Raw genomic sequence first — 14,142 nt, forward strand, 5'->3', positions numbered from 1 at the left:
GTTAAAGTAGCTCCGCCATTGACAAAATCCAGTGGTAAGGTTTCGCAGCCTTGTAATGAACTATCCACTGGTAGGATGTTTCTACCAGTGTGTCTGTTATCGCCCTTTCAATGGTGGTTCAGGCAGGGGAGGCTTTGGCCTCACCGGTTGATAGTTCCCGGTACTGCGAACCCTGTCTGAATCGCCACCATCAATTTTATCAATTAATGGAAGGGGTAGCAGGAATGAATAACGTTAGAAATGACTGGCATCAAGCCGATATTATTGCTGCATTACGTAAGCGTGGTACGATCTTAGCGGCTGTTTCTCGTGAGGTGGGACTCAGTTCATCGACATTAGCGAATACACTGTCACGCCCTTGGCCTAAAGGGGAATGGATTATTGCGGATTATCTCGGTATACATCCCTCAGAAATCTGGCCTAGTCGGTATTTTGATGCTGATGGGCAGTTGATTGAACGTAAGGCTCGCAATTAATACATAGGTTAGCTGTTATGCAGCCAGCATTATTGCTGGCCGCTGTTGGCTAATGTGCTAATCGATAATTAGGATCGTCATTATGAGTGAAATGAGTCTGAATAATTTCACATGTCCATGCTAAAACTAAGCATAGACCTGAATTTTTGATTCCCCATTTTCTAGATTCATTTCCTACATATACACTGTATAGATCGTTCATTCTCTTTTCGTAATCTTCTTCAAACCTAAAATGCTCATCAAGGTGTAAGCTCAGATCTATATCTTTACCACAACTTTGTTTAAGAAATTTTAATAATTTCTTTTGGTAAATAGCATCATGGACTTCGTCAATAGTAATGTCATTATATTTTCCTGAATCAATAGCTGAGTTTAATTGAAGAATAAGTAAAGTAACAAATGAACTTTTCATTTATAAAAAACCTCAAAAAATTATCAAAGGATTATTATAAGATATTAGATATGTCCTTCAAGTAATAATTACTGTTGTATTTAACTGTAATGACTGATTGGTTTTATTTATTTAAAATCAATTAATTAATTATTAAGCACAAAATATAATTCATTCCTAATGAAGTTGTTTAAATTTTACACAGAGACGTTTTTTTGGCTGTAAAATAATAAATTTTAAATTATAATACCGCCTTGTTGAATTGATTGTGTGATAGCGTTCTATTTTTTTATGATATGTGAATGCTAATTAATTTTTTGTTTTTCATAAATTATGGAATATAGTTAAATAATAACTATAGTCTATGATTAATTTAAGGAACTAATAATGTCATTTTCACCACAAATCATAAATCAGGTTTGGAATAAAGCATATTTTGTTGATTCAACCAATGAAGCCAACGGGTATAGAGAAGATCAATGTGGGGCTTGGATACAAAAAAATGCGTATGGAAATAGAAATGATAAATATGGATGGGAAATAGACCATATAACACCTAAATCTAATGGTGGAACTGATCAATTATCTAATCTAAGGCCTTTACATTGGGGTAATAATGCGGCTCGTCAAAATGGAAGGCTAAACACAAACAAGCCTGCAGTGAGAGCCAATGGCACAAAAAACGAGAAATTGACACAAGCGACTTTCGGTGAGGTGTATTTTGAAATGTGAAATTAAGTGACCCTGTTTCTGTTTTTTGACTCTCCTTCGGGCAGGGATATCAGTTAATTGTAACTTCGATCTATCAATAGATTCCGACGGAATTCGTTGCAAACCCTTCACAAGGTCAGAACGCTTAGCGTACTGACCTCGTTTTATTGATCACAAATTCACTCTTATTCTTTCCTTTCTTTTCTTTTACACTGTTCTTATCTTATGTCTTGTTTATAGGCTTGTTCAGCGTTCTATGTATAAACAATTGCATAAACAAACAAAAATAAAATCGTTAAATAATTGTAATTATTTAAATAATATCAAAGAGTTATACTTTAATTATGAATATACCTAATATATATCAAGTGAAGAATTTTTTCCTCTTATTGCAGGATCACATCTGCAAGCAACTGGAACAGCTTGATGGTCAATCAACTTTCATGGAAGACTGTTGGCAACGAGAAGAAGGCGGCGGCGGGCGGAGCCGTGTGCTGACTGAAGGTAAAGTTTTTGAAAAAGCCGGGGTGAACTTCTCACATATAGCAGGGGCTTCAATGCCTGCTTCCGCCACAGCCCATCGTCCAGAATTGGCGGGTCGCAGTTATCAGGCTATGGGTGTTTCCCTTGTCATTCATCCACTTAATCCCTATGTTCCAACGAGTCATGCAAATGTGCGTTTCTTTATTGCTGAAAAAGAAGGTGAGACTCCTGTATGGTGGTTTGGTGGTGGTTTTGATCTCACGCCTTATTATGGTTTTGAAGAAGATGCCATTCATTGGCACACCGTCGCCAAAAATTTATGTCAGCCTTTTGGCAATGATATTTATCCAAAATATAAAAAATGGTGTGATGATTACTTTTTTATAAAACACCGAAATGAACCTCGTGGCATTGGTGGTTTATTTTATGACGATTTAAATACGCCCAATTTTGATACCAGCTTTAGTTTCACACAAGCTGTCGGAAATGGATTTTTATCTGCTTATTTACCTATTGTAGAACGAAGAAAAGATATCGCTTGGGGTGATCGTGAAAGACAGTTCCAGTTATATCGCCGAAGCCGCTATGTTGAATTTAACCTTGTCTGGGATAGGGGAACTCTCTTTGGCTTGCAAAGTGGTGGAAGAACTGAATCAATATTAATGTCCATGCCCCCATTAGTACGTTGGGAATATGGTTATTCTCCAGAAGCTGACTCTCCTGAATCTGAGTTATACACTTCATTTCTAATAAAAAAAGATTGGGCATGACAATTAAAAACAGGAATATAAGGAAATTTCTTTATTCCTGTTTTTAATTTTTTTAAAAAAATAATTTTAAATTCCTAACGTATTTATCATAATACTGATAAAAAAATTTATTATTTTTCATTAGCAATACCCTGCCATAAAAAATCAATACTCATACTAATGACTCGTCTATTAATTACAGCTAGTATTCGATCCGGGCCCGAGAAAAAACACACACAACATCTAAAGACAAAAAAGGGTATTATTATGAGCGATAATCAAACCAATATATATAGCTTAATTCCTCCATTTGTTTTAGAACATATCTCTGACGATTGTGATACATGTACGAATCAATATGTATTAAAAACATTAGATCATGTTTATCAATTAATGCATACTCCTGCTGAAGAAACTATATCTCAACAGGAAAACCTAGTAGGAAAAGATGATAAACTGCACCGTACTATCTATAATGCCAAAAATAAAGAGAAGTTCCCTGGGGAAGAATTATCTCGTAGTGAAGGCATGTCAGAAAATTCAGATGTTGCGGTTAATGAGGCGTATGATTATCTTGGCAAAACTCATGAGTTCTATAAAACAGTTTTCGGCCGCAATTCTCTTGATAACGAAGGGATAAAGTTAGTTGCTACAGTACACTATGGTACAAACTATCTGAATGCATTCTGGTCCAGAAAACAAATGGTATTTGGCGATGGTGATGGAAAATACTTCAATCGTTTTACCTCTGCCATTGACATTATAGCCCATGAGTTGACGCATGGCGTCATCGAAAGTGAAGCAGGACTGGATTATATCTACCAATCTGGTGCGTTGAATGAATCTATCGCAGATGTATTTGGTATTATGGTTAAACAATATTTCGATAACCAAAAAGCCGATGAGTCAAATTGGTTATTAGGCGAAGGTTTACTAGGCGAAAAGTTTAATCCAGATAATAAACCTAATGTCGCTTTGCGCACCTTTATCAAACCAGGAACAGCATTTTCTGGAGATAAACAAGTTGGTCATATGGATCAATATGAAGAACTTCCTTTTACAATTGACAATGGAGGCGTTCACATATATTCAGGCATTCCCAACAGAGCATTTTATTTAGTGGCGATGGAATTGGGGGGCTATACCTGGGAAAAGGCGGGCAAAATTTGGTATGAAACGCTATTGGATAATCGCCTGTCTTCAGATGCAGATTTTGAAGATTTTGCCAAACTTACGGTTGATAATGCAAAGCATTTATTCGATAAAAAAATTGCAGATGTCGTCAATAACGGCTGGGAAGAAGTTGGTATTCTACTTCCAAAAAGAAATTAAATTAATTAAATATCAATTAAAATTATAATCAGTAACATCAAGATAATACTGAAAAATAGATAATAAAGGGTTAAGGACAACCCTTTATTACATTCATAAATTAATATATTAAATCCCCAAAAAAATCATTCATTAGTAGCCAATGACACCATTTAGATTCATAATTAATATAGGCTACAATATATTTATAACATCTAAAATAAGGATATTATTATGCGTAGAAGTCAAGATAAACTAAACAAATCCGGTATCATTCCACCATATTTATTAGAATATGTTGTTAAAATCTGCGGTCAAGTCGACAAAGCACACATATTAAAAACATTAGATCATGTTTACAATCTAATGAATAACCCTGTTGAAATAGATACTTTAGCTCATGGATATCAGCCAGGCTCTGATAATAAATTAAATCGAACTATTTATAATGCCGAACATAATGATCAATATCCAGGTAAAATATTAATTTTACGTGAAGGCATGACTGTAATCAATGACATTCCAGCCACTGAAGCTTATAATTATCTTGGTAAGACATATGAGTTTTATAAGGAAATTTTTGGCCGTAATTCAATTAATAACCAAGGTCTTAAATTAGTTGCCACTGTTCATTATCAGAAAAATTATATGAATGCATTTTGGGATAATAATCAAATGATCTTCGGTGATGGTTATGCTCCCTACTTTAATCATTTTACATCGTGTATTGATATTACTGCGCATGAATTAACCCACGGAGTAATTGAAAGTGAAGCAAATCTTGATTATGCCTATCAGTCCGGTGCATTAAACGAATCTATCTCAGATGTATTCGGTATTATGGTGAAACAGTATGCTAATAACCAAAAAGTCAGCGAATCTGATTGGTTGATAGGCCAAGGGATATTTGGTCCTGCACTTAACCCGGACAATGACCCTAACATTGCCTTGCGCTCATTCAAAAACCCCGGGCTAGCAAACCCAAAAGATAACCAAGTTGATCATATGGATCAATATCAAGATTTATCTGTCAGAGATGACAACGGGGGTGTCCATAAATATTCAGGCATTCCTAATAAGGCATTCTATTTATTGGCAATCGCGTTGGGAGGATATTCATGGGAGCAAGCCGGAAAAATTTGGTACAACACATTATTGGATAAACGTTTATCCCATAAAGCCAGCTTTAATGATTTTGCACAGCTGACCGTTGACAATGCTAATATATTATTTGATAAGAAAATTTCAAATATTGTGACTTATTCATGGAATCAAGTCGGAATACTGCTCTAATCATTAAAGACCAGGGAAGGTCTTGATTATATTTATATATCCTACACTTCCTCTACTCATACCTACCGCCTGAGCCAGATTTTCAATTTTTTCAAACTTGCAAATCATCAATAAAACACCATTCTCTATTTAATGAAATTAATTATTTCACTGCTTCATCTCACATTATAAAAATTTACATTTTTAGTAGTGACTAACATGGTTAATTTAGTTACCATTTAGGTTAGTCTAAATATAAACCAACACGACAACATGTACAAAAAGGTATTATCATGAGTAAAAATAAATCGAGCAAACAAAATATAATCCCTCCTTATTTATTGGAGTATATTGCAAAAACCTGTGATGCTAATGATAAAGAGTGTATTTTGAATACATTAGATCATATTAATAAACTAATGGAAAAATCAATCAATGAAGCCTCCTCAGCCCCTAAAGATGACCCTTTGCTCTATAAAAATAGAAGTATTCCTAAATCAGAAGGCGAAGGCAGCTATCAATCATCAGGAAAATAAATTTAGGAAGAAGATTTTTTAAAATAAATCTTGTTTTAGAAAAGCATTCCATCAGAGAAACAAATAAAGAATGCTAAAAAAATTTAGTTGAAGTAAAGTAAAATATAGTATTATTAATTGATTTACATACTAATTAAGCTAGACAATAATAAAAACACCCAAATTAATTCAGCAGACTTACCATAAATTAATTGATATTCTTGAAGTTTCTTTCAACTAATTAATTTTGCTTTTAACATTATTTTTAATGTTTATGATAGTCAAATTCTTTTCTTAGAAAAAAGAAATCGAAAAATCACAAGGTCATAATTTTCTATTTAACAAGAAAAAATTATGAATTTACTCAATAATAAAGGGCTGAAACAGCCCTTTATTTATATACCCTTTGTCTTTCTCTTTCAAGTTGCCTCTTTGTTGACTGTGACACACCTTGAAATCCATTGGATATAGCAGTATTTTTAAATAATTAACGTTTTTTCAGATGTTCCATCAAGCGCTTACGTTTACGGAGCTGAGTTGCTGTTAATGTATTTTTCTTATCCGCATAAGGGTTGGCCCCTTCTTTAAATTGGATGCGGATAGGTGTTCCCATCACCTTCAAAGAACGACGGAAATAATTCATCAGATAACGCTTATAAGAATCCGGTAAATTCGTCACCTGATTACCATGGATAACCACGATAGGCGGGTTATATCCACCAGCATGAGCATATTTCATTTTCACTCTGCGGCCGCGAATCATCGGTGGTTGATGATCATCTTCTGCCATGCGCATTATACGGGTCAATAAGGAAGTGCTAACGCGGCTGGTAGCGCTTTCATAAGCTTCCAGAATTGACTCAAATAGATTCCCAACACCGCTACCATGTAATGCAGAAATAAAGTGAACACGAGCAAAATCAACAAAGCCAAGACGCAAATCAAGCATATCTTTAACGTGATCTTTATCTTCCTGACTCATGCCATCCCATTTGTTTACAGCAATAACCAGAGAACGACCACTGTTAAGGATAAAACCAAGCAGCGAGAGATCTTGATCAGAAATGCCTTCACGAGCATCCACGATCAGCAACACAACATTGGCATCTTCAATCGCCTGAAGTGTTTTAATTACAGAGAATTTTTCAACTGTTTCAGTGACTTTCCCACGCTTACGAACGCCTGCTGTATCAATTAAAATATATTCACGGCCATCACGTTCCATGGGGATATAAATGCTGTCACGAGTTGTTCCCGGCATATCATAAACAACAACACGTTCTTCACCTAGGATACGGTTGGTTAATGTGGATTTACCCACATTAGGGCGGCCAACAATCGCAAGTTTCAGAGGCAAGGTTGTAGGATCAAATGCCTCCTCTTCTTCCTCTTCAGCAGAAGCATCCAGCTCAGCTTGCTCCATTTCTGCCCAATAAGCGGCATTAGCTTCTTCTTCAGTCAGTTCTACTTCTTCCGTTTCTTCTTTATCAGAAAACGGCAACAGCGCATGTTCAATCAGCTGTGTCACGCCACGACCATGAGAAGCAGCAATGGAATAAATATCTCCCAGCCCCAGTGAATAAAATTCAGCTGTAGAGGTGTCAATATCAATACCATCTGTTTTATTCGCCACCAAGAAAGTTGCTTTTTCACGGCTACGCAGATGCTTGGCAATCGCATGGTCAGCAGGCATCAGACCCGATCTTGCGTCAACCATAAAGAGAACAATATCAGCCTCTTCTATGGCCATAAGAGATTGCGTAGCCATATGCGTTTCTACGCCATCTTCTGTACCATCGATACCTCCCGTATCAATGATGATGAATTCCTGCCCTTCAACCTCTGCCCGTCCATACTTACGATCACGGGTTAAGCCAGGGAAATCCGCTACCAGAGCATCTCTGGTTCGGGTTAATCGGTTAAATAAGGTGGATTTTCCAACATTGGGGCGCCCAACCAGCGCAACGACAGGTATCATTTTTTTGATGCCTCATGACTAAATTTAAATCGATATCCTGCTGAAAGTGACCTCTCAATGTTGTTCACCATAGCAAGATACAAAGATACTAAAAAGACGAAACGGCCCCTGTTACTATTCAGGAGCCGTATAATTTCGTGTTAATTAAAACACACTCTGGAATTAGCGAGTATACAGGTAAACTGTCCCGTCCTTCGCTTGTACCATCAGTTTATCGCTGGCAACAACCGGGCGGCTCAACAGGCCAGAACTATCAACCTTATGCTGCGCCACAAATTTGCCATCAGCCATATTCAACCAATGCAGGTAACCTTCACCATCACCAACAACCAGATAACCATTATACATTTCTGGAGCTGTCAGGTTACGGTGCAAGAGAGCATTCTGCGACCATAAAGTCACACCATCACTCTTGCGCAGGGACAAGATACGGTCATTTTGATCAACAATGAAAATATTGCTGTCAGTGATAACCATATCATTCACCGATCCTAGTTCACGTTTCCAAATGATCTGACCTGAACGCATATCCATTGCCACTAAATTGCCGTTATAAGCAATGGCATAGATAATATTGTCAGAAATGACCGGAGTCATATCAACATCATTCAGGCGAGCTATTTCGGTAGAACCCGTTACCTGAGAAATACGCTGTTGCCAAATCAGTTGCCCCTGAGACAACAAAACGGCACTGATCCGGCCATTGTCTCCACCTACAACGGCCGCACCATAAGCCACGGCAGGAGCAGATTCACCACGAACTGATAATGAAGGCGTATCCATGTTAACTGACCAAGCAACGCTACCATCAGTTTCTTTCAATGCCTGCAACATACCATTGCCAGTATGAATCAAGACAAAGCCATCACTCACTACAGGACGGGATAACGCTTCACCAGCAACCGTTGATTCCCATTCAACTTTGCCGTTCGTTGTATCCAACGCAACGACTTTTGCCTTTTCTGTTCCGACATATAAGCGATTACCGGATACAGTCAAACCACCAGAAAGCAACGCTGGCAAGCGAGATGATAGTAAACCTGCTTTTTTTGACAGATCCGTTGCCCACAACTCTTTGCCGCTGTCTATATCAAGTGCTTTGATAACCCCATTACGATCAGCAACGTAAACCGTTGAACCCTGCCAAGCTGGTGATAAATGAGAGTAATACTGCCCAGTGCCATTCCCAACGGACTTATCCCAAACGATACGAGGTTTGAATTGACTTTCAACCTTCGGCAACGGTGACATTGTTACCGTATCCTGTTCGCTGGAACAACCTGCCAGCAGAACAGAAGCAACCAGCCCAACCAAGAGTGTTTTTCGCAGTTGCATTATGAAGTTGACTCCCTTAGTTGGATAAATTATTAAGTTTAATTTTCATGAATTCTTTGATTACCTGAGGGCCATCAGATCCAAGCCCCATGGAATATGCGGCACGCGCGCCAGCGATATCTCCTTTTTTGGTCAGAATATCCCCACGAATATCCTCAACCATCACTTGCCATCCCTTGCCTTTGACCAGCTCCAGCGTTTTCAACGCAGCATCCGTTTTATCTTCCGCCAATTGAACCCGAGCCAAACGAATGTTAGACAAAGCTTGCATATCCTTATCTTTGGCTTTACCAGAGGCTACCAGCAAATTTTTCTCTGCCTGAGCCAAATCATTTTGGGTAATAGCCTGTTTTGCCAGCTCCAGATCCGCCATAACACCGTAGACATTATTCGTTTCATTAGCGAATTTTTCTGCGGCAACAACGCTTTCTTTCGACCCCGATGCCAATGATTTGTTCAATTTTTCAAATACTGCCGCCGTGCCATGTAATTGGTTTGTTTGATGAGTCTGCCAGTAACGCCAACCAATCAACGCACCAATGCCTAACACTAAACCAACAGCGAGGTATTTACCGTTGGTAGATAAAAAACGCTTTATCGCGTCAACTTGTTCAGTTTCAGTGGTATAGACTTGCACTAGAGTCTCTCCTTAGCCTAACAGCTCGCTCAAACGCGCTGCGACCGTTTGTTGTGACAACGTTTCTTGCTCACCGTTTCGTAAATCTTTCACTGTGATATTGCCAGCTTGGATCTCATCTTCCCCAAGGATCAAGGCAACTTTGGCACCGTGTTTACCCGCGCGCGCCAACTGCTTCTTAAAGTTGCCTCCGCCATGGTTGGTCATCAGACGCAATTCTGGCAGTTGATCACGGATTTTTTCTGCCAATATCAATGCTGCTTGCTGGCTGCTTTCACCAAAGGAAGAGAGATAAACATCGGCAACTGTCAGATCAGCAACAAAATCAGGATTAACTTCCTGCACTAACAGAACCATACGTTCCATGCCCATTGCAAAACCAACTGCTGGTGTTGCCTTGCCGCCCAATTGTTCAACCAAGCCATCGTAGCGACCACCTGCACAAACAGTTCCCTGCGCACCCAAAGCAGATGTCACCCATTCAAAAACAGTACGGTTGTAATAATCAAGGCCGCGAACCAGACGTTGGTTGATACGGTATTTGATACCTGCGCTATCAAGTATCTGGCACAGCCCATCAAAATGTTCTTTTGATTCGCCATCAAGATAGTCAAACAGCTCCGGTGCATCATTAAGAAGTTGCTGAATTTCAGGATTTTTGGAATCCAATACCCGCAGTGGGTTGGTATACATACGGCGCTGGCAATCTTCATCCAGCTTCTCTTTGTGCTGTTCAAGGAAAGCGACCAGTGCTTCACGATAATTGGCGCGGGCTTCCAGTGAACCAATGGAATTCAGTTCAAGTGTAACGTGATCAGCAATACCCAGTTCACGCCACCAGCGTGCTGTCATCAGAATCATTTCAGCATCAATATCCGGCCCTTGCAGACCAAACACTTCAGCTCCCAGCTGATGGAATTGACGATAACGGCCTTTTTGTGGACGCTCATAACGGAACATAGGCCCGATATACCATAAGCGCTGTTCCTGATTGTACAGCAGACCATGCTGAATACCGGCACGGACGCACCCTGCCGTATTTTCCGGGCGCAGGGTTAAGCTTTCACCATTGCGGTCGTCAAAGGTGTACATCTCTTTTTCGACAACATCGGTCACTTCCCCAATAGCACGTTTGAATAACGGGGTCTGCTCTACAATCGGTGTCCGTATTTCGCTAAAACCATAACCTGACAGCACGCGCTTCACCGTAGATTCAACTCGTTGCCAGATGGCCGTTTCAGCAGGAAGACAATCGTTCATGCCACGAATAGCTGGGATATTTTTTGTCACGTTTTATCTCTTATTAATATTTATTTAATGCCGTCGATTATAAAAGCGAATGTTTGTCTTTCAAGTTGCAGCTTGGTTATCTGAAACTCAAAATTCATTGGATTATAGGTAAAGGGCATAAGATAAAAGGCATAGCTGGTGCATGATAACATGCGCCAGCATTAAGCATCTTATTCATCAAGCTGATTGACGCTAATCCGGTTGTTCACATCCAAGACAGCTGCCTTCGCTCGAATTTTTGCTTCAAGCTGATCAATCATATTTTTATTATCAAGACGCTCTTTTTGACGAATCCCATCTTGATAAAAGCCGCTTTTTGTTCTCGCTCCCGTTACGCCAATTGTCGAAACTTCTGCTTCCCCGGGACCATTCACGACACAACCAATGATAGAAACATCCATCGGTGTAATTAAATCTTCAAGACGCTGCTCAAGTGCATTAACCGTACCAATAACGTCAAATTCTTGACGCGAACAAGTTGGGCAAGCAATGAAATTAATGCCCCTTGAACGAATACGCAATGATTTCAGTATATCAAAACCGACTTTAACTTCTTCTACCGGATCTGCGGCCAACGAGATGCGCAGAGTATCGCCGATGCCTTCTGACAATAAAATGCCAAGACCAATTGAGGATTTCACCGCGCCAGCACGGGCACCACCTGCCTCAGTAATACCGAGATGCAACGGTTGATCAATTTTTTGTGCCAGTAAACGATATGCGCCAACCGCCAAAAAGACATCAGATGCCTTGACGCTCACCTTAAATTGGTCGAAATTCAGGCGATCTAAAATATCAACATGACGCATTGCTGATTCAACCAATGCTTCTGGTGTAGGTTCGCCGTATTTTTCCTGTAGATCTTTTTCCAACGATCCACCATTGACCCCAATACGAATTGGAATGTTATTGTGGCGGGCACAATCCACAACCTGACGGATACGTTCTTCGTTACCGATATTGCCGGGATTGATGCGCAGACAGTCAACACCATATTCCGCGACTTTTAATGCAATGCGGTAATCGAAATGAATATCGGCCACAAGAGGAATATTGACCTGCTGTTTGATAGACTTGAACGCTTCGGCTGCATCCATTGTTGGAACTGAAACACGAACGATATCAACACCAACACGCTCTAACGCCCTAATTTGATTGACTGTCGCCTCAACATCAGTTGTCCGTGTGTTCGTCATTGATTGCACCGCAATCGGTGCGCCATTCCCTATGGGCACATTACCGACATAAATACGCGTAGATTTACGTCTTTTTATCGGTGATTCATTATGCATTTTTACATTACTCCCCTACATCCCTGTATTTTGTTTATAAAAATTACAACTATGCTGTGGTGAATAATACACGCTGTGATAAATAATACACACAGGCAAACATGAATTCTTATTCAATGTTTGCCCAAATTTAAGGGGTTTATTTCAGTTGCAATTTAGTAGTGGCATTTTTCTTCACAAATGAACTTAGATCCACTGGTTTTCCTTGAAACAGAACCTCAACCTCAGAAGGCGCGCCAATCGTCAATGAGTAAAGCGATTTACCGGAAAATTTCAGGCTATTACCTTTCTTTTTGATGCCGCTGAACAGCACCTTGCCTTTAGCATCTACAACTTGCAGCCAGCATTCCCCTTTGAAATTCAGAACTAATTCATTGTTGCTCACCGCACTGATATTACTCACATCAACCGATGACGGACTTACAACAGAATTTTTCGCCTCTGCATTAGTGGAAGAAACCATATTTTCTGATATTGCATTTGTTGCTGGCTGAGCTAACTGATTTGTTACCGATTGATTAACAGGCAATGACTCTGCTTTAGGTATGGAAGATACCGGAACATCGCTGCTTACATTTTTGTTTACTACCGCACCATTTACTTCTGCTGGTGACGTTTTTTCTTGAGGTGCATTATCTTGGGAAGCTGCCCCGGATTGGCTGTTTTTAGCAGGAGCGGATATATCATTCCCTCCCGCACCTGGAGCTACCGAACTCTTTTCAGAACCTGTTACCTGAGCACTCTTGGCACCAGATTGTTCAGATATTGGAGACTGGGCTGTCTGTTGTGCTTTATAGTCCTGCCACCACCACAAGACTGTCATTCCTAATAACAAAATGATAACAACCCATGTTATCTTCATTAACCAACCATCACGCCTCTTGCGTTTTTTCCCTGCTGAAAAACTTTGCATAGGAGACGTTTTTATAGCCTTGGATGGCATCTGTTTATCCAAAACACTCAAGATTTCAGACTCAGGTACTTGAACCAATTTTGCATAGGCACGAATATACCCACGCAAAAATGTCGGTGAAATATTTGACGGGATATTATCTTCTTCAATATCACGAACAGTGGACAGTTTAAGACACAAGCGATCTGCCACAGTTTGCTGAGAAAGCTCATGCTTTTCACGAGCCTGACGCAAAATCTGACCTGTTGTCAGATTGGCTTCTTCTGGGTAAGTTTCAGTCTTCATTATTAGCTAGGGACACTGGTACTGTTCTGGGTTTAAAGAATTTACACAAATTAAATTAATAGAACACATCACTTAATTTGAGTAGTGAAATCATCTAACGACTGCGTCGAATGTAAAAAAATCATCTATCACAGCTATAACGGCTTGTGCTATTTTTCATACTTTCCGCGATCAATTGCTCCGCTTTTTCATACTGCTTTTGTTCACAAAGAAAAATATAGTAGTGATGCACTACAGTATCACTTCCAGCCGTATACTGCATAGCCATTCTATAGTGCTGACTGGCGGTTTCTGGTCGGCCTGCATATTGTTCATGCAATGCCATGCCTAGATGTGCTTCTGAATGAAGAGGCTCCGCCAGCAAGACTTTTTGAAAATGATATTTAGCGGCCGGTAAATTTCGTTCCGACAAATAAGCCCTCCCTAGCTGCAATCGTGTATCTATGGCAACAACCTGATGAGCACGATGCGTTGCTGGTTCCACACATCCCGTTAACAGGTTAA

The 14,142-nt window shown here is 39.6% G+C and carries 14 protein-coding genes; 6 read left to right on the forward strand and 8 right to left on the reverse strand.

Features of this window, described 5'->3' with window-relative positions; translation table 11 throughout:
- Window positions 1-224: 224 nt before the first annotated feature.
- Complete coding sequence (locus PSI14_RS09725; RefSeq protein WP_273575794.1) at window positions 225-476, forward strand: helix-turn-helix domain-containing protein; 252 nt, start codon at window positions 225-227, stop codon at window positions 474-476.
- A gap of 49 nt (window positions 477-525) precedes the next feature.
- Here PSI14_RS09725 and PSI14_RS09730 read toward each other — a convergent pair whose 3' ends face one another.
- Window positions 526-888 (reverse strand): hypothetical protein, encoded by a 363-nt coding sequence (locus PSI14_RS09730; protein WP_273575712.1) that lies wholly within the window; start codon window positions 886-888, stop codon window positions 526-528.
- Between the two features lie 366 nt (window positions 889-1,254).
- Here PSI14_RS09730 and PSI14_RS09735 point away from each other — a divergent pair, with 366 nt between their 5' ends.
- The 5 genes from PSI14_RS09735 (at window position 1,255) to PSI14_RS09755 (ending at window position 5,929) form a co-directional block, all read left to right on the forward strand.
- Window positions 1,255-1,599 (forward strand): HNH endonuclease signature motif containing protein, encoded by a 345-nt coding sequence (locus tag PSI14_RS09735; RefSeq protein WP_273575713.1) that lies wholly within the window; start codon window positions 1,255-1,257, stop codon window positions 1,597-1,599.
- A 323-nt stretch (window positions 1,600-1,922) separates the two neighbouring features.
- Window positions 1,923-2,831, forward strand: a complete 909-nt coding sequence (hemF, locus tag PSI14_RS09740) for an oxygen-dependent coproporphyrinogen oxidase (protein ID WP_273575714.1) — start codon at window positions 1,923-1,925, stop codon at window positions 2,829-2,831.
- 246 nt (window positions 2,832-3,077) lie between these two features.
- Window positions 3,078-4,142, forward strand: coding sequence for a M4 family metallopeptidase (locus PSI14_RS09745; RefSeq protein WP_273575715.1), 1,065 nt, complete (start codon window positions 3,078-3,080; stop codon window positions 4,140-4,142).
- A 213-nt stretch (window positions 4,143-4,355) separates the two neighbouring features.
- Window positions 4,356-5,414: a M4 family metallopeptidase gene (locus tag PSI14_RS09750; RefSeq protein WP_273575716.1), complete on the forward strand. Its 1,059-nt coding sequence runs from the start codon at window positions 4,356-4,358 to the stop codon at window positions 5,412-5,414.
- A 272-nt stretch (window positions 5,415-5,686) separates the two neighbouring features.
- On the forward strand, window positions 5,687-5,929 hold the full coding sequence (locus PSI14_RS09755) for a protealysin propeptide domain-containing protein (RefSeq protein WP_273575717.1): 243 nt from the start codon (window positions 5,687-5,689) through the stop codon (window positions 5,927-5,929).
- Window positions 5,930-6,395: 466 nt separating this feature from the next.
- Here the strand turns inward: PSI14_RS09755 and der are convergent, their stop codons facing one another.
- The 7 genes from der to PSI14_RS09790 all read right to left on the reverse strand — a co-directional run bounded on the left by der (window position 6,396) and on the right by PSI14_RS09790 (window position 14,122).
- Window positions 6,396-7,886 carry a ribosome biogenesis GTPase Der gene (gene der, locus PSI14_RS09760; protein WP_273575718.1) on the reverse strand — a complete coding sequence of 497 codons (1,491 nt, stop codon included), beginning with the start codon at window positions 7,884-7,886 and terminating at the stop codon, window positions 6,396-6,398.
- 162 nt (window positions 7,887-8,048) lie between these two features.
- Window positions 8,049-9,221: an outer membrane protein assembly factor BamB gene (bamB, locus tag PSI14_RS09765; RefSeq protein ID WP_273575719.1), complete on the reverse strand. Its 1,173-nt coding sequence runs from the start codon at window positions 9,219-9,221 to the stop codon at window positions 8,049-8,051.
- A 16-nt stretch (window positions 9,222-9,237) separates the two neighbouring features.
- Window positions 9,238-9,858, reverse strand: a complete 621-nt coding sequence (locus tag PSI14_RS09770) for a YfgM family protein (RefSeq protein ID WP_273555073.1) — start codon at window positions 9,856-9,858, stop codon at window positions 9,238-9,240.
- Between the two features lie 12 nt (window positions 9,859-9,870).
- Window positions 9,871-11,148, reverse strand: a complete 1,278-nt coding sequence (gene hisS, locus PSI14_RS09775; protein WP_273575720.1) for a histidine--tRNA ligase — start codon at window positions 11,146-11,148, stop codon at window positions 9,871-9,873.
- Between the two features lie 170 nt (window positions 11,149-11,318).
- Window positions 11,319-12,440: a flavodoxin-dependent (E)-4-hydroxy-3-methylbut-2-enyl-diphosphate synthase gene (ispG, locus tag PSI14_RS09780; RefSeq protein ID WP_273575721.1), complete on the reverse strand. Its 1,122-nt coding sequence runs from the start codon at window positions 12,438-12,440 to the stop codon at window positions 11,319-11,321.
- Window positions 12,441-12,579: 139 nt separating this feature from the next.
- A complete protein-coding gene (gene rodZ / locus PSI14_RS09785) occupies window positions 12,580-13,638 on the reverse strand; it encodes a cytoskeleton protein RodZ (RefSeq protein WP_273575722.1) in 1,059 nt (352 codons plus the stop codon).
- 121 nt (window positions 13,639-13,759) lie between these two features.
- On the reverse strand, window positions 13,760-14,122 hold the full coding sequence (locus tag PSI14_RS09790) for a fimbrial assembly protein (RefSeq protein WP_273575723.1): 363 nt from the start codon (window positions 14,120-14,122) through the stop codon (window positions 13,760-13,762).
- Between the last annotated feature and the right edge of the window lie 20 nt (window positions 14,123-14,142).

This window comes from Xenorhabdus anantnagensis (assembly GCF_028598555.1).
Classification (GTDB): Bacteria; Pseudomonadota; Gammaproteobacteria; order Enterobacterales; family Enterobacteriaceae; genus Xenorhabdus; species Xenorhabdus anantnagensis.

Bases quoted from the DNA above. Each gene is read 5' to 3' on its own strand.
- PSI14_RS09725 (WP_273575794.1), top strand. From the start codon at position 225: ATGAATAACGTTAGAAATGACTGGCATCAAGCCGATATTATTGCTGCA.
- PSI14_RS09730 (WP_273575712.1), bottom strand. From the start codon at position 888: ATGAAAAGTTCATTTGTTACTTTACTTATTCTTCAATTAAACTCAGCT.
- PSI14_RS09735 (WP_273575713.1), top strand. From the start codon at position 1,255: ATGTCATTTTCACCACAAATCATAAATCAGGTTTGGAATAAAGCATAT.
- hemF (WP_273575714.1), top strand. From the start codon at position 1,923: ATGAATATACCTAATATATATCAAGTGAAGAATTTTTTCCTCTTATTG.
- PSI14_RS09745 (WP_273575715.1), top strand. From the start codon at position 3,078: ATGAGCGATAATCAAACCAATATATATAGCTTAATTCCTCCATTTGTT.
- PSI14_RS09750 (WP_273575716.1), top strand. From the start codon at position 4,356: ATGCGTAGAAGTCAAGATAAACTAAACAAATCCGGTATCATTCCACCA.
- PSI14_RS09755 (WP_273575717.1), top strand. From the start codon at position 5,687: ATGAGTAAAAATAAATCGAGCAAACAAAATATAATCCCTCCTTATTTA.
- der (WP_273575718.1), bottom strand. From the start codon at position 7,886: ATGATACCTGTCGTTGCGCTGGTTGGGCGCCCCAATGTTGGAAAATCC.
- bamB (WP_273575719.1), bottom strand. From the start codon at position 9,221: ATGCAACTGCGAAAAACACTCTTGGTTGGGCTGGTTGCTTCTGTTCTG.
- ispG (WP_273575721.1), bottom strand. From the start codon at position 12,440: ATGCATAATGAATCACCGATAAAAAGACGTAAATCTACGCGTATTTAT.
- rodZ (WP_273575722.1), bottom strand. From the start codon at position 13,638: ATGAAGACTGAAACTTACCCAGAAGAAGCCAATCTGACAACAGGTCAG.